15 protein-coding genes are annotated in these 16065 nt (G+C 61.9%); 10 read left to right on the plus strand and 5 right to left on the minus strand.

All coding sequences use genetic code 11. From position 1 onward, the window contains the following. Positions 1-2 precede the first annotated feature (2 nt). Positions 3-1382: an FAD-binding oxidoreductase gene (locus tag ICI42_RS20350; protein ID WP_188166439.1), complete on the plus strand. Its 1380-nt coding sequence runs from the start codon at positions 3-5 to the stop codon at positions 1380-1382. A gap of 75 nt (positions 1383-1457) precedes the next feature. Further along, a complete protein-coding gene (locus ICI42_RS20355; protein ID WP_188166440.1) occupies positions 1458-2474 on the plus strand; it encodes an amidohydrolase family protein in 1017 nt (338 codons plus the stop codon). A 354-nt stretch (positions 2475-2828) separates the two neighbouring features. Here the strand turns inward: ICI42_RS20355 and ICI42_RS20360 are convergent, their stop codons facing one another. The 4 genes from ICI42_RS20360 to ICI42_RS20375 form a co-directional block, all read right to left on the minus strand. Beyond that, positions 2829-3305: a MarR family winged helix-turn-helix transcriptional regulator gene (locus ICI42_RS20360; protein WP_230980469.1), complete on the minus strand. Its 477-nt coding sequence runs from the start codon at positions 3303-3305 to the stop codon at positions 2829-2831. 182 nt (positions 3306-3487) lie between these two features. Beyond that, entirely contained in the window at positions 3488-4477 is a 990-nt protein-coding gene (locus ICI42_RS20365; protein WP_188166441.1) for a Bug family tripartite tricarboxylate transporter substrate binding protein, read from the minus strand. 56 nt (positions 4478-4533) lie between these two features. Then, entirely contained in the window at positions 4534-6039 is a 1506-nt protein-coding gene (locus ICI42_RS20370) for a tripartite tricarboxylate transporter permease (protein ID WP_188166442.1), read from the minus strand. After that, positions 6040-6489: a tripartite tricarboxylate transporter TctB family protein gene (locus tag ICI42_RS20375; protein ID WP_188166443.1), complete on the minus strand. Its 450-nt coding sequence runs from the start codon at positions 6487-6489 to the stop codon at positions 6040-6042. 360 nt (positions 6490-6849) lie between these two features. Between ICI42_RS20375 and ICI42_RS20380 the strand changes: the two genes are divergently transcribed. Genes ICI42_RS20380 through ICI42_RS20395 form a run of 4 tightly spaced genes read left to right on the plus strand, consistent with a single transcriptional unit; the run spans position 6850 to position 10782 of the window. Further along, a complete protein-coding gene (locus tag ICI42_RS20380) occupies positions 6850-8070 on the plus strand; it encodes an FAD-dependent monooxygenase (protein WP_188166444.1) in 1221 nt (406 codons plus the stop codon). After that, positions 8067-8885 carry an IclR family transcriptional regulator gene (locus ICI42_RS20385; protein ID WP_188166445.1) on the plus strand — a complete coding sequence of 273 codons (819 nt, stop codon included), beginning with the start codon at positions 8067-8069 and terminating at the stop codon, positions 8883-8885. Before ICI42_RS20380 ends, ICI42_RS20385 begins: the two co-directional genes overlap by 4 nt. A gap of 11 nt (positions 8886-8896) precedes the next feature. Continuing rightward, positions 8897-9577, plus strand: coding sequence for a dienelactone hydrolase family protein (locus tag ICI42_RS20390; protein ID WP_188166446.1), 681 nt, complete (start codon positions 8897-8899; stop codon positions 9575-9577). Next, positions 9574-10782 carry an alpha/beta hydrolase family protein gene (locus tag ICI42_RS20395; protein WP_230980470.1) on the plus strand — a complete coding sequence of 403 codons (1209 nt, stop codon included), beginning with the start codon at positions 9574-9576 and terminating at the stop codon, positions 10780-10782. The genes ICI42_RS20390 and ICI42_RS20395 overlap by 4 nt, the downstream gene beginning before the upstream one ends. 52 nt (positions 10783-10834) lie before the next feature. On the opposite strand, the gene ICI42_RS20400 is transcribed toward ICI42_RS20395, so the two are convergent. Beyond that, a complete protein-coding gene (locus ICI42_RS20400; protein WP_188166447.1) occupies positions 10835-11371 on the minus strand; it encodes a VOC family protein in 537 nt (178 codons plus the stop codon). A 106-nt stretch (positions 11372-11477) separates the two neighbouring features. On the opposite strand from ICI42_RS20400, the gene ICI42_RS20405 reads away from it, so the two are divergent. From ICI42_RS20405 to ICI42_RS20420, 4 genes are all read left to right on the plus strand, one after another. Next, positions 11478-12257 (plus strand): helix-turn-helix transcriptional regulator, encoded by a 780-nt coding sequence (locus tag ICI42_RS20405; protein ID WP_188166448.1) that lies wholly within the window; start codon positions 11478-11480, stop codon positions 12255-12257. Positions 12258-12276: 19 nt separating this feature from the next. Further along, positions 12277-13002: an SDR family oxidoreductase gene (locus ICI42_RS20410; RefSeq protein WP_188166449.1), complete on the plus strand. Its 726-nt coding sequence runs from the start codon at positions 12277-12279 to the stop codon at positions 13000-13002. 71 nt (positions 13003-13073) lie between these two features. Next, positions 13074-13937, plus strand: coding sequence for a p-hydroxycinnamoyl CoA hydratase/lyase (locus ICI42_RS20415; protein ID WP_188166450.1), 864 nt, complete (start codon positions 13074-13076; stop codon positions 13935-13937). Beyond that, the gene (locus tag ICI42_RS20420; RefSeq protein ID WP_210317400.1) at positions 13930-16062 is read left to right on the plus strand and encodes an acetate--CoA ligase family protein; all 2133 of its coding nucleotides are present in this window, start codon (positions 13930-13932) and stop codon (positions 16060-16062) included. Before ICI42_RS20415 ends, ICI42_RS20420 begins: the two co-directional genes overlap by 8 nt. Positions 16063-16065 lie beyond the last annotated feature (3 nt).

Here is a 16065-nt window from a genome sequence, read left to right on the forward strand (position 1 = left end):
TGATGACGAGCCCCCTGCAGCAGACGATAGAGCTGCTGAAAGCGCATTTCGGCGAGCGGCTGTCTGTTGCCGATGCGGTGCGCGACCATCACGGCCACGACATGTCGCGTCAGCCGACCCGTTTGCCTGATGCCGTGGTTTTCGCCGAGAGCGAGGACGATGTCCAACGCGTGGTAGCATCCTGCTTCGAGCATGGTGTCCCGGTCACGCCGTTTGCCGCCGGCTCTTCGATGGAGGGTCACACGATCCCTCTGAGGGGCGGCATCTCGCTGGATGTCAGCCGTATGAACCGCATCGTCGCGGTCAACAGCGAGGACTTCGACGCAGTGGTCGAAGCCGGCGTGACGCGCAAGCAGTTGAATACCCACCTGCGCGACATGGGCCTGTTCTTTCCTGTCGATCCGGGCGCCGACGCCTCGCTTGGTGGCATGGCCTCGACGCGGGCGAGCGGTACCACGGCGGTCCGCTACGGTACGATGCGTGAGAATGTGTTGGCGCTGCGCGTCGTTACGCCCACCGGTGCGGTCATTGCCACCGGGCGGCGTGTCAAGAAATCGTCCACCGGCTACGACCTGACCAAGCTGTTCGTCGGCGCCGAGGGCACGCTGGGCGTCATCACCGAGGTGACAGTGCGGCTGCAGCCCATCCCCGAGACGATTGCATCGGCGATCTGCACTTTCGAGACGATGCGCGGCGCGGTCGAAGCGGTGGTTGCCACGATGCAGAGCGGCATTCCCGTCGCCAGGATCGAGTTCCTCGACGAGGTCGCCGTCGATGCCGCCAATGCCCATTCCAATCTCGGTCTCAAACGGGCACCGACCTTGTTCCTCGAGTTTCATGGCAGTCCGCGCTGGGTCGAGGAGCAGTCGCAGTCGGTCGCAGCCATCGCCGCCGATTTCGGCGGCTCGGACTTTGCCTGGTCGACTCTGCCGGAAGACCGCGAACGGCTGTGGAAGGCGCGGCACGAAACGATCTACGCCAACCAGTCGCTGCGGCCGGGCTGCAAGACCTACACGACGGATGTCTGCGTGCCGATCTCGCGTCTTGCCGAAGCTGTGCTTGCCGCGCGGGCCGATGTCGACCAGTCCTTCCTGACAGCTAAGATCATCGGCCATGTCGGCGACGGCAATTTCCATGTCGGCTATCTCATCAAGCCGGAGATCGTCGAGGAGCTGGCGGAGGCGGAGCGCCTTGCTGAACGTCTCTATGCACGCGCGATGGAGATGGGGGGTACGTTCAGCGGCGAGCACGGCATCGGCATCACCAAGCTGCCGTATCTGCGCAGGGAGCATGGCGACGCGGTAGACGTGATGAACGCCATCAAGGCAGCGCTGGATCCGGCAGGCATCATGAACCCCGGCAAGCTGGGCCAGGTTGGTTAAATCACGTCCCCGCCAGTTGACCCGACATCATCAATCAATACATTATCAGGCAACCTGACATATCGGAGGAACCCCATGAAGAAGATCGATATCTTCAACCACATCTGGCCGAAGCCGTTCTTCGAGCGCCTCGTCAAGGAACTGGGCACCATGACCCAGATGACCAAGCGCTCGGGCGACGTGCCGATGATGACCGATCTCGACCGCCGCTTCGAGGTCATGGACATGTTCGGGGGCGACTATCAGCAAATTCTCTCTCTGGCCTCGCCGCCGCTTGAAAAATTCGCCGGGCCGGACGTGGCGCTCGAACTGTCGCAGATCGGCTCGGACTCCATGGCCGAACTGGTGCAGAAATACCCGGATCGCTTTCCCGCCTTTGTCGCCACAGCGCCGATGAACAATCCCGACGCGATGGTCGAGGAAAGCCGCCGCGCGATCGAGGATCTCGGCGCTGTCGGGGTGCAGATATTCACCAACATCAACGGCAAGCCGGTGGATCTTCCGGAGTTCGAACCGTTCTTCGACTATATGGCGAAATCCGGTAAGCCGATCTTCCTGCATCCGGCACGAACGCAGGAGTTCTCCGATTATGAGACCGAGAAGCGCTCCGAATACGAGATATTCTGGACTCTCGGCTGGCCATACGAAACCTCGGCCACCATGGCGCGCATGGTGTTCTCCCGCATGTTCGACAAGTTCTCCGGCCTGAAGGTGCTGACCCACCACGCCGGCGGCATGATCCCGTTTTTCGAGGGTCGCGTCGGCGCAGGCTGGGACCAGATGGGCAAGCGCACTTCCGACCGCGATCTGCGGCCGGTGCTGTCGGCATTGAAAAGGCCGCATCTCGAGTATTTCAAGGAATTCTATGCCGACACCGCCTCTTTTGGGTCGCGGAAGGCGATCGAGCACGCAGTCGAGTTCTTCGGCGAGGATCGCGTCGTGTTCGCTTCGGATGCACCCTTCGATCCAGAAGGCGGGCCGATGTATATTCGCGAGACGTTGAAGATTCTCGATGCGCTCGATATCACCGACGAGCTTCGCAACAAGCTGTATCATGGCAATGCCGAGAAACTGCTCGGCTTGAAAGGGTAGGGTCAGGACCTGTTAATATGGTCGAAATGGTGTGAGGCTATTTGGCTGGGTACATTCGCATGCGCCGAAAAAGTTGCAGACTTTTTCGATAAGCGCATGCGAGAACCTTCATTCTAGTATTTTTTCGCAAGCGAAAAATGCATGAGCGGAGGCGAAGGAAATGTTGACCATTTTCGAGCCTGCGTGACGCAGTTGCCGGTCAAATGGACTACATCCTCCGGACGCCGAAACGGCTGTGACCTGCGGCGTCGAACCGCTCGGTCGGTGGATAGACATCGACCTTCCCGCTTCTCCGGGCATCTCTTTGCCGTTTCAGGCGCCATTTCGATCATCTTAAGGGGTTCTGAACCCTAGCTACCCCGCCGGCTCATCTCGCGTGCGCAGATGCCGCGCGAGATCGCGGGCGAGTTCTGCCAGCCTGCGATAGTCTTCTTCGGGCATCGCGCCGAAGACATCCTGTTCGACAGCATCGGCGAGCGCATCGCATTTCGAAAGCATGTCGCGGCCGGTATCTGTGACGTTCATGCGCAGAATCCTGCGGTTCGCCGGATCGGCCTTCCTGACGATGAGATCGCGGCGCTCCAAGGCGGAGATGAGTTCGTTCATCGTCTGCGGCGTGACATAGAAACGCCGCGAGAGTTCCGCCGACGACAGCCCCGCATGAGCGCCTATAACGCTGAGCACCGTATATTGGATGCCCGTCATCTCCATGACGCCCAGCGCCGCGTCAAGCCGGCTGCGGACGGCATGGTTCGCCTGATTGAGAAAGAACATAGCGCGCGGCCGCAGGATCTTGCGGTCGGCCTTGGCTGAAGTCTTGGTCTTGGACAATGCAGTCTGCCCCTCTTTCCTCAATCCGGCCTAACCGAGAAGAGCCGCCACTGCAAGCATACGGGACGCATGCTATCTTGCCGGAACGCGTTTATACGGAGAAGAAAGGGCATGCGCTTGATCGACCTTGGAACAAGGGCGCCGGCGTTTACGCCGACGCCCTATGGTCGAGGTATTTCCGATCACTGAGCCGGTATCTTCGCCACTTCGACGAGGCGCTTCCACTCCGTAATGGTGTCTTCCATCAGCTTCTGCGACTCCTCCGGAGTCGAGATGTAGGGGTCGCCGCCCTGCTTCATGAGGAATTCCTTCGTCGCATCCTCGGCAAGCACCTTGTTGAACCAGCCGTTGATCGTGGTGGCGACATCGGCGGGCACGCCGGCCGGCACCATAACTCCCCACCAGCCGAGTTGGTCGATGTCGTAGCCCTGCTCCTTGAAGGTGGGAACGTCGGGGATGCCCTGAAGCCGTTCGCCAGCGCCTACGGCCAGAACCCGGAAACGGTCGCCGCGCACCTGCGACAGGGCGAAGACCGGATCATGCACGCCGAAATCGACCTGCCCGCTCAGCATATCGTTGACCGAATCCGATGCGGTTCCATAGGAGACGGGGAGCGTCTCTAGGCCGGCAAGCTGCTTGAACTCCTCGGCCAGAACCCTGCCGGACGTCGCATTGACGGCATAGGAGCCCTTGTCGCCTTTCGCTTTCTGATCCGCGACAAGATCGGCCAGCGTCTGGTAGGGGCTGTCCTTGCGCACGGTGACCATGAAGGCCTGCTTGTTGACGGTCGCAATCGTATGCAGATCCTTGGCGGCGTCCACCGGCGGCTTTTTCATCAGCCACATATTGCCCGCGACCGAATTGCCGGAATGCACGAAGATCGTATGGCCGTCGGCCGGCGCGCGGGCGGTGAACTGGCTCGCAATGCCACCGGCGGCGCCGGGCTTGTTCTCGACGATGACCGTCTGTCCGGAGACCGCAGCCACCTTGTCGGCAAAGAAGCGGACGAGAACGTCCGCGCCGCTGCCCGCCGGAAAAGCGCAGATGAAGCTGATGTTCTTGCTGGGATAGCCGCTTTGGGCGAAGGCAAGCCCTGGCGCAAGCAGCACCGCGCCGCCGAGCGCGAGGGCCAGCGCCTTACGGCGTGTAATGGAAAACTGGTGGTCGGACATTCTCTTCTCCTCCTGGGTGATTTTTATGTACGGCACGAATGGATGCGAAAGCGGGCCTAATCCTCCTGGAAGGCCACCTCGCGGGTCTTGCGAAACTGCGGCAGCACGATCAGCAGGATCATCAGCAGCGTGGCTGCCAGCAGCACTGCCGAGATCGGCCGGTCGAGGAAGATCATCGGATCCCCGCGCGAAAGGGTGAGCGAGCGCCGGAGATTGGTTTCCATCAGCGGTCCGAGGATGAAGCCGAGGACCAGCGGAGCCGGTTCGCAGCCGAATTTCATCAGAATGTAGCCGAAGACCGCAAAGACCATCATCAGCACCATCATGAAGGGCTCGGTGCTGGTCGAATAGACGCCGACAGCGCAGAACAGCAGGATTGCCGGATAGAGGAAGCGGTACGGCACCGAGAGCAGCTTCACCCAGATGCCGAGCAAAGGCAGGTTGATGATGACCAGCATCAGATTGCCGATCCACATTGAAGCAACCATGCCCCAGAACAATTCCGGCCGTGCGGTCATGACGGCGGCGCCGGGCTGGATGCCCTGGATGATCATCGCGCCCATCATGATCGCCATCACCGGGTTGGACGGAATGCCGAGGGTGAGCAGGGGAATGAAGGATGTCTGCGCCGCGGCATTGTTGGCTGCCTCCGGCCCCGCCACGCCTTCAATGGCGCCCGTCCCGAATCTCTCAGGCTGCCGCGTGATCTTCTTTTCGACCGTATAGCTGGCGAAAGAAGCCAGCACCGCCCCGCCACCGGGAAGGATGCCGAGCACGGACCCGATGCCCGTGCCTCTGAGCGCCGCCGGCCAGGCCAGGCGGAACTCCTCGCGCGTCGGCCAGACGTCGCGCAGGCGGGTCGAGATCGGGGCTCGTTTGGCCGGCGGATTCTCGAGGTTGCGGATGATCTCGACGATGCCGTAGAGCCCGAGCACGAGCGGCAGGAAATCGATGCCTTCCCACAGGCCGTTGATGTCGAACGTGTAGCGTGTCAGGCCGGTGTTGACGTCGGTGCCGACGAGGCCGAGCAGCAGGCCGATGAGCACCATGGCGACTGCTTTCAGCACCGACCCGTGCGCCAAGACGACTGCCATCACAAGTCCGAGCACCATCAGCGAGAAATAGTCCGGCGAGGTGAACTGCTGGGCGATTTTGGAGAGCAATGGCCCGAAGCCGGCGAGGAAGACGGTTCCGACGCAGCCGGCAAAGAACGAGGCTAGCGCGGCGGTTGCGAGCGCCGATCCGGCACGGCCGCGCTTGGCCATTTGATGGCCCTCGATACAGGTCACCACCGAGGACGCTTCGCCCGGCATGTTGACCAGGATCGAGGTGGTCGAACCGCCGTATTGGGCACCGTAATAGATGCCGGCCATCATGATGAGCGCTGACAGCGGATCGAGCCCGAAGGTGATGGGCAGCAGGATGGCCAGGGTTGGAATAGGCCCAATGCCGGGCAGAACGCCGATCAGCGTGCCGAGCAACACGCCGATCAGGCAGAACAGCAGGTTTTGCCACGAGGCGGCGGCGGCGAAACCCGTCGCCAGATGATCGATCATTTCCATCTAGCCATTCCACCACAGCGGCATCGGCTGGTTGAGGCCGAACACGAACACGACTGCCACGAAAATCGCGACGCAGACGGCGAAGATCAGGGTCTCGACGATCCTGACGTGCGGCCGGGCATAAGCCGCCACGATCATCATCAGGATCGAGGTTAGTACGACGCCGATCTGGCTGATGAGAAAACCGAAGACGGCGAGCGCGACGAGCAGCATGAAGATCGGTCGGAACTGCACCCGCTCAATCGCAGGGCCTTCGACCAAAAACGCCCGGCCCGCGACGATCGCTCCGATGACAACGATGAAACAGGAAATGAGAATCGGGAAATAGCCGGGACCCATGTTTCGCGCGCTGCCGAAATCGAGATCGCGGCCGAGAAAGATACCCGCCAGCCCGAACAGCAGAAACAGTATTCCCGCGCCAAGATCCTGCGGGCTCCTCACCTTGATCATCAATCTCCTCCCGGGTCTATGTCACTCCAGTGCGTCGCTGTCTTCACCGTATGGCTCACTTAGGTGACAGAGACCTTCTCCCGAGGTCGCTCGTCGTGGCCAACTCGATTTGATTATTTCAAAGCGCCGCACATCGTTCGCTTGCCGTTTTCCCGTGCTTCAAATCTGGCAGATCACATGGTACCCATATATCAGGACACCTTACATCCAATGTCAATGCGGACATTGGATGTCCTGCCAACAAGATTGACCGATGGTCAGTCATTGGATTTAAGCAAATTGAGTTATACTCTGTCAAAACGAAATTGACATCGATCAGGTTGCGTTTCATCCTTCACGTCAATTCGGAGTGTCCCAGGCATGAAAATCTCGATCGTCGGAGGCGGTATCGGCGGGCTCACTGCAGCGCTTGGGTTGCTGCGGCAGGGTTTCGATGTTGAAGTCTTCGAGCAGGCGCCGGAGCTTCGAGAGGTTGGCGCGGGTGTCCAGATCAGTGCCAACGGTACACGTGTCCTGTTTGCTCTCGGCCTTGAAAAAGAAATCATGGACGTCGCCAGCGAGCCGGGCGGCAAGCAAATCCGTCTATGGAACACCGGCAAGACATGGAAGCTGTTCGATCTCGGCCCGGTATCGGTAGCACAGTACGGCTTTCCCTACATCACGATCCATCGAAACGACCTGCACCAGGCCCTCGCGGCCGGTATCCGAAAAATCGCTCCCGACGCGATCAAGCTCGGCATGAAGTGCATTGGCGTCGACCAGACTTCGCGAACGGTGACGCTGCGCTTCGCCGACGGTGCCACGGCCGCATCCGATATCGCAATCGGCGCCGATGGCGTGCATTCGGTGATCCGTGAAGCGCTCTTCGGCGTCGACAAGCCGACATTTACCGGCATCGTCGCCTGGCGCGGTGTCATTCCGGTCGACCGGCTTCCGGAACGCTTCCACCTGCCCGTCGGCACGAACTGGATCGGACCGGGCGGACACGTCATCCACTATCTGCTGCGGCGCGGCGAACTGATGAATTATGTGTCGGTTGTCGAGCGGGACAACTGGCAGGTCGAGTCATGGTCGGTGGCGGGAACTGTCGAGGAATGCCTCGCCGACTACCAAGGCTGGCATGAGGACGTGCACACGCTGATCAAGGCTATCGACACACCCTACAAGTGGGCTCTGATGCTGCGCCAGCCGATGAAGCACTGGACACAGGGCCGGGTCACGCTGCTGGGCGACGCGTGCCATCCGACGCTGCCTTTCCTGGCGCAGGGGGCGGCGATGGCGATAGAAGACGGTTTCGTTCTCGCACGAGCGCTGGCCGCCAATGGCGACGACCATCGCTCGGCATTCCGACATTACGAGGCGGCGCGCAACGACCGCACTTCGAAAATCGTCAAGGGCGCGGAGTCCAATCTCGGCCGCTTCCACAATCCGGCGCTGTCGGACACGGCACTTGCGGACGCCTATATCAACGCCGAATGGGAGGAATCCAAGGTCCGGCAGCGCTACGAGTGGCTTTTCACCTATGACGCAACCACAGTACCTGTCTCCGCAGGTCTTACCACGAGTGTGAACGCGTCATGACAGCCAAGATCCGCACACAGCGCCGTATCCAGTCGATCGATGTCGGCTTTCGGCTTATTCGCGTGCTTGAAGGAGCCAGCGGCAAGCTGCCGCTGAGCAAGATCGCCGAGCTTGCAGACATGCCAGCCAGCAAGGCGCATCTCTATATGGCGAGCTTCGTCCAGGCCGGTCTCGTCGAGCAGGATCCGGTCACGATGCGTTACGGTCTCGGCCGCTACGCCCTGCAACTCGGCGCAGCCGCGATGCGTCAGCTCGATGTCGCGCAAGTTTCGCGGGAAGCGCTCGACATGCTGCAATCGGAAACCGGGCTGCTCGTTTTTCTCACCGTCTGGGGCAATCGCGGGCCGGTAATCATCGCCAAGGTCGACGCCACGGTCGAGGTGCTGGTGTCGGTCCGCGTCGGCCACGTCCTGCCGCTCTACCAGGCGGCGACAGGGCGGGTTTATCTTGCCTACAAAGCGCGGTCCGCGATCCAGCATGTGGAGACCCGCGAGCGGCCGGTGGACGCAACGCTCAAGCAGCGGGCCGAGGAGAGCCTAGCGCTGATACGGCAACGACAACTGGCCTTCTCCGACAGTCAGATCAATGCGGGCTTCGCCTCCATTTCGGCGCCGATCTTCGACTATGCCGGTGAAATCGCCGCCGCGGTCACTGCGCTCGGCATGAAGAACGATATCGATATCGACCCCCAGGGGCGTACAGCGCAGCGCGTGCATGCTGCCGCGGTGGAAGTGTCGCGAAAGCTCGGCTGCCCGCCGGATGTCTTGCGCGAAGATTTCGCCGATCCGATCTCCAACGACCGCAAATCAGCCTGAAGGATACAGACATGGGAGAAATGCTGCGGCTTCGCGCCGCCGACGGTCATGAACTGGGCTGCTATCGCGCAGCGCCTGCGGGAACGCCGCTTGGTGGCGTCGTTGTCCTGCAGGAGATTTTTGGCGTTAACGACCATATCCGCAGCGTCTGCGACAAGTTCGCCGCGGACGGCTATGTCGCATTGGCGCCGGCTTTGTTCGACCGCTTCATCCGAGATTTCGAGTCCGGCTATTCGCCTGACGAGATCGCTGCCGCGCTCGGCTATCTGAAGTCGCTCGACTGGGATGCGTTGATGCTCGACACGGAAGCCGCGATCGAACGCCTGCGCAAGGAGACGGATGCGGTGTCACTTGTCGGGTTCTGCCTCGGTGGATCGCTGGCGTTCCTGGCGTCCACAAAGCTGGACGGCCTCGACGCCGCCGTCTGCTATTATGGCGGCATGATCGCGAAGTTTGCCGATGCAAAGCCCTTGTGCCCGGTGCTGATGCATTTTGGCGAGATGGACGGCTCGATCCCCTTGAGCAACGTGGACACCGTGCGCGCCAAACGTACTGAGGCCGAGATCCGCCTTTATCCGGCCGGGCACGGCTTCAACCGCGGTGCGCCGGGCACGCCGGATGCAGAGCAGGCGGCTGTTGCCTGGGAGCGCACAATGCATTTCCTGGCAGACGCCAGGGGTGATGGACAATGAAGCAGGAGCAGGCGAGAGAGCGGATGTTGGCCAACGACCCCACCTGGACACGGGTGCCGCTGATCGTCTCCTTCCCGGATACGGCCCGTTTCACGGAAACCTACGGCTTCGCCGGCAATTCGGGGCGCGTCAATCTCGAGGGTCAATTGTTGCGGCCCGCTCAGCCATCATCCACGGTCTATGTGTTCATGCACCCGACCTCGACCTTGCAACTCCTGCCAATGCCGATGGCGCTCGCCGACCGTGGGCTGCATGTGCTGTGCGCGGCGAGCCGCTATCCGAAGAATGACAGCGCACTGATCATGGAGAAGGTGGCGATAGATCTGGGCCGCTGGCTGGATTACGCCCGAAACGAACTTGGTTACGCCAAGGTCGTGCTGGTCGGCTGGTCGGGCGGCGGCTCGCTGTCGCTGTTCTACCAGGCGCAGGCGGAAAACCCGACGATCACCCACACGCCGGCGGGCGACGAGGTAAACCTGGTGGAGGCCGGTCTCAAGCCGGCAGATGGGGTGATCTTCATCGCCGCGCATCTGTCCCGGGCGGAGACGCTGACCGAGTGGCTCGATCCTTCCGTCCTCGACGAGCTCAACCCGGACCGGCGCGACCCTTCGCTCGACATCTACGCTCCGGATTGTCCCGACCAGCCGCCTTATTCGCCGGCCTTCATCGCGCGTTTCCGCGCTGCACAGGTGGCGCGAAACCGCAAGATCACCAACTGGTGTCTCGACACATTGGAACGTCTCAAGGCACGCGGAGGGCCGGAACAGGAGCGCGCCTTCGTCGTCCACCGCACGATGTGCGACGTGCGGTGGTTCGACACCTCGATCGATCCGAACGACCGCAAGCCGGGCTGGAGCTATATGGGCGATCCGCGTACCGTCAATGTCGGGCCGGTGGGATTGGCGCGCTATACGACGCTGCGCTCATGGCTCAGCCAGTGGAGCTACGATTTGTCAAACGCCAAAGGGCCGATGAACGCGCGGCTGATCAGCCGCTCGCCCGTGCTGCAGATCGAAAACAATGCCGACGAGGCCGTTCCGGCGACGCATAATCCGACGATCGCGGCAGCGCTGGCCACGCCGGACAAGGACTATCTGCGGATACCGCATGCGACGCATTACTATCTCGGACAGCCGGAGCAGCTGAAGAGCTGTCTCGACACGCTGACCGACTGGAGCAGGCGGCACCGTCTGCTGGACGAATGATGGCGGCCGCAGGCGTTGGAGGCGCCTGCGGTCCTGGGAGGATAAGACGATGTCAGGCAGCCCGGCCCTTCTTGGCGGCGACCATCTTCGCTTTCTTTTCGGTCCATGCCGTCATGGCGGCGTGAGCTTCGCTCTTGGCCTTCTCGATATAGCCCGGCTCTTCGGTCCGCGCCGTGATCTCGAGGCGAAGGCCGTTCGGGTCGAAGAAGTAGATCGAATTGATAAACTCATGATCGATCACATCGGTCGTCGTCACGCCTGCCGCGATCAGACGTTCTTTCATCTGCAGCACCTTTTCGACCGATTCCACTTCCATCGCAAAGTGCATCACCCAGCTGGGCGTGTTAGGGGAGGGCAGCGGCATCTCGTTCTCGCCGAGGTCGAAGAAGGCCATGTACGAGCCGTCGCCCATCTCGAAGAAGAAATGCGCGTACGGCTTCTCTTCCCCAGTGCTTGGCACCTTGTCGGCGGTCATGCAGTTGACCAGCGGCAGGCCAAGCAGATCCTCGTAGAATTTCCGCGTCTCCTCGCCATCGCGGCATGGAAAGGAATAGTGGTAAAGTCCCTTGATCTTCGGGGCGGGTACCATGGCGTGTCCTCCTTGTTCTCGTTGACCGCAAAACTGCTTCCGAAGCTAGCCCGTCCCACGTTGCGGTCTGTCCCCCCGACGGGAGGACAGACCCGGGAGAACCGTCATGGCTGAGCGGGATAGTACGGAGCCATTGACTGCCGCTGTCGCCGCCATCGGAACGGCGGACTTCGCCGAGCGCTTCCTCGCTGTCTTGCGTGACATTGCCGGCACGGACCTGTGCTCGGCCTTCGAAATCGGACTGGACGGTGCCCCGCACTATGTGTTCGCGGTGGGCCGCCACCCCGAAATTCCCGACTTCGCCGAGAGTGCGTCGCTGGCTTATGCCCGCAACTACTGGCAGCGCGATCGCACAACCCAGCGCGCACTGGTTCAGTCGGCAGGCACGGTGCAACTCGTCCGGCAGGCCTGGAACGGCATTACCGATCCCGACTACCGACGCGCCTGCTATGAACGCGGCGGCATCGTCGAGCGCCTGACACTCTATGCCGGAGGCGCCCGACCGCTTTTCGCCAGCGCTTACCGGACACGCACCAGCGGCCATTCGAGTCCGAGCGAGGTCGAGGCGCTGGGAAAGGCAGCCGGCTTGATCATGGCGATGCTGGCCAAGCATCTGGAAATGAAGCACCGGCCGGTCGAGGCAGGAGGCATGCCGCTGCACGAACATGCCCGTCGCCTGCTCGACAGCGGCCATGCGCTGAGCGAGCGGGAGGCCGCCGTCGCAGCCGCGCTCTTTTTGGGAAGAACGCAGAGGGAAATCTCCGAAGCCACCGGCATCGCGCTCAGCAGCGTCATCACCTATCGGCGGCGCGCCTATCGCAAACTGTGCGTCAGCGACCGGCGTGGGCTGGCCGCGTTTTTCCACGCGCTCGATCGACGGCACTGAAACCGCAAAGGAAACGACAATGGATCTCACGGGCAAGGTTGCGATCGTCACCGGCGCGAGTTCCGGCATTGGCTGGGAGATTGCCAAAGCTTATGCGGCGGTGAGTGCAAAAACGGTGCTGGCGGCACGCACGGCTGCAAGGCTGGACGAACTTGCGAGCGAGATAGAGCGCGCGGGCGGTTCGGCGCTCGCCGTCGCCTGCGATGTGACCGATGAAGAGCAGGTCGAAGCGCTTTTCGCTCGGTGCCGCGAGGGTTTCGGCGAACCCGACATCCTGGTGAACAATGCGGGCATTGCCGATCACACGCCGACCGTCGACATGACGCTGGCTCGCTGGGAAGAGGTGATGCGGATCAATATCACCTCGGTCTTTCTGTGCAGTCGCGCCGCCCTGAAAGCCATGATCCCGCGCCGCAAGGGACGGATCATCAATATCGGCAGCATCTCGGCGAAGGTGCCGCGCCCCCATACGGCCGGCTATACCGCCAGCAAATTCGCGCTGGAGGGGCTTACCCGCTCGCTGGCGCTGGACGGGCGAGAACACGGCATCGCAGTGTCGATGCTGCATCCGGGCTCGACCCAAAGCATGCTGGTGCCGGGCGTCACCGACAAGCCGCGTCCGAACTCGATGAATCCGTCTGACGTTGCCCGCGTTGCTTTGGTGATGGCCACGTTGCCGGACGATGTGAACCTGTTCGAAACGACGATCCTGCCGGTCGCAATGCCTTTTCTCGGACGCGGTTGACTCTTGTATGTCAGGTTGACGGATATATGGGTACCTGATATCCAAACCACGACTTTCACGGAGTTTTCCTCATGCAGACCGCCGAAACCGCGTCCGTTGCACCGAAACCGAACGGGACATGGGGCGAGAACGTCACCGTCGAGTTCGAGGACGGCATCGCCTGGGTGACGTTGAACCGCCCGGCGCGGCGCAATGCGATCAACCCTGGCATTGTCTGGGAAATGAACGCGATCATGGACGCGCTGGAGGCCGACGACCGTTGCAAGGTGATGGTCGTGACCGGCGCTGGCGAATCCTTTTCCGCCGGCATGGATCTCAAGGAATACTTCAGGGCGACCGATTCGGTGCCGCCGATCGAGCGAGAACGGCTGTTTCGTGCCAACGCCGCATGGCAGTGGCGCCGTATGATGCAATTTCCCAAGCCGACCATCTCGATGGTCAATGGCTGGTGCTTCGGCGGAGCGTTCCAGTTCTTGGTCGCTTCCGATCTCGCCGTCGCTTCCGAGGATGCGGTGTTCGGTCTGTCAGAGATCAATTGGGGCATCATCCCGGCCGGTATCGTTACCAAGGCCGTGGTCGAGGTGATGAGCTTCCGCGATGCGATGTATTACATCATGACGGGCGAGACGTTCACCGGTCGCGAGGCGGCCGACATGAAGCTGATCAACAAGGCGGTGCCGGCTGCGGAGTTGAAGGACAAGACGCGGGATTTGGCCAGGACGCTGATGGGCAAGAACCCCTATGTGCTTCGCCAGGCAAAAACAGCGGCTCGTTTCGTCAAGGACCTGACCTGGGAGCAGGCCGGCGACTATCTGATGGCAAAGTCCGACCAGACCGAATTCCGCGATCCCGAGAACGGCCGCAATACGGGCATGAAACAATTCCTCGACGACAAATCGTTCAAACCGGGACTGGAAACCTATGACCGTGGCTGAAGCTGCGCTCTCGGCCGTACACCCCTCGACTCCAATCCTGGACCTCGACCGGCTGTTGAGGCCGCGCTCCATCGCCATTGTCGGCGCGCAGCCCGAGCCCACATCCATCGGCGGCGGCGTTCTCGGCAATCTCGAGGCGTTTCATTATGCCGGTGAGATACATCTCGTCAGCCGCTCGCGCGATGAAATCCGCGGTCGTCCCTGCGTCAAGTCGATTGCCGAGTTGCCGCGCGATATCGACGTGGCGGTGCTGATCGTGCCGCAAGCCGCGATCCTCGACTCGGTTCGCGCCTGCGTCGAGCGCGGCATCGGCGCGGTCGTCGTATTTGCGTCGGGCTTCGCCGAGGCGGGTGACGAAGGACGCCAGCAGCAGGACGAACTTGCCGAGTTGTGCCGCGATAGCGGCATTGCGCTGCTCGGCCCTAACTGCATGGGCTACACCAATTATCCCGACGGGATTCCGCTCACCTTCGAGCCGGTTGATGTCCGCCCGCTTGCGGCTGCCGGAAAGAGGGTCGCCGTGGTGGCGCAGAGCGGTGCGACTGCTGCCAACATCCGCTTTGCCATGCACGCGCGGGGTATCGACGTCTCCTATGTGATCGCCACCGGCAACGAGGCGACCCTTGGCGCGGAACACTTCATCGACGTGCTGATCCACGATCCGCAGAACGCCGCGATTGGCTGTTATGTCGAGCAAATCCGCAATCCCGGGCTGTTTCTCGACGCAGCCCGCCGCGCTCGCGCCAAGGGCATTCCAATCGTCCTTCTGCATCCCGGTTCCAGCGCGCGAGGACGCGCCGCCGCGCAGTCTCACACCGGCGCGCTTGCCGGTGATCACGCGGTAATGGAGACCATTCTGCGCAACGAGGCCATCGCGCTTGTCGAGACGACGGACGAGTTGTTCGATGTGTTGGCGATCCTGTCGCGCTTTCCGACACCCGTACCGGGCAAAGCCGGTGTTGTGACCAATTCCGGTGCGATTCGCGGCCTATGCTTCGATTTCTGCGAGCGGATCGGTCTCGACCTTGCGACCCTTTCCCCCGAGATCGAGGCGGAGATGCAGGCGCTGGTGCCGCCCTATGTGCATGTCGACAATCCGTTCGACATCGGGACGGTCGGCTTCGCCAATCCGGCCATCTACGGTACCTCGGTGGCGGTGCTGCTCAAACAAGCGGATATCGGCATGGCGCTTCTGTCTTATGCCGGCGGTTCGCCCAAAATGCAGATCGCAAAGTCGGACGCGATCATTCCGGTCTATGCGGCAGCGACGAAGCCCGTCATTCTCAACATCGTCGGCGACGACTATCCGCTGGACGAGAAATTCATGGCCGACGTGCGCGCCAGCGGCATCCCGTTCTTCCGCTCGCCCGAGCGGGCGCTTCGGGCAATGGCGGCAATCTCAGCCTATGCCGATGCGCTGGCTGCCACAGGCGAGCCGAAACCGCTCCTTTCGGTCGAGGCTATCGTGCCCGGTTCCGGCGTCATTCCCGAATATGCGGGCAAGCGCGTGCTGGCCGATCTCGGCATCGCCGTGCCGCGCGGCGAGATGGCGAGGAGTGTCGAAGACGCCGTCGGCGCAGCGGCGCGGATCGGCTATCCCGTCGTCATCAAGGCACAGGCGGCGGCACTTGCCCATAAGAGCGATGTCGGTGGCGTCATCATCAACATCGCAGACGAAAAAGCACTACGCTCCGCATGGGACCGGCTTCACGCCGGTGTATCGGCGGCCAAGCCCGGCCTTGCGCTGGACGGAGTGCTGATCGAAGAAATGGCGCAGCCCGGCCTCGAAATGGTCGTCGGCGCCCGGCGCGACCCGCAATGGGGGCCTGTGGTTTTGGTAGGCCTTGGCGGCGTCTGGATCGAGGCGATCAGGGACGCGCGGCTCCTGCCTGCGGCAACGACCCGCGAGCGCGTAATCGCAGAACTCGGCAAGCTCAAGGCGGCATCGCTTTTGGGGCCGTTCCGGGGGCAACCCGCACGCGATGTCGGCGCCATCGCTGATGTCGTCGTGAAGCTCGGCCAGCTGATGCTGTCGGACCCGTCGATCTCGGAAGTCGACATCAATCCGCTGATGGTCGGGGCAGAGGGCGCGGTGGCGTTGGATGCGCTGTTCGTAAAGGACTGACGC

Source organism: Oryzicola mucosus, assembly GCF_014534685.1.
GTDB lineage: Bacteria > Pseudomonadota > Alphaproteobacteria > Rhizobiales > Rhizobiaceae > Oryzicola > Oryzicola mucosus.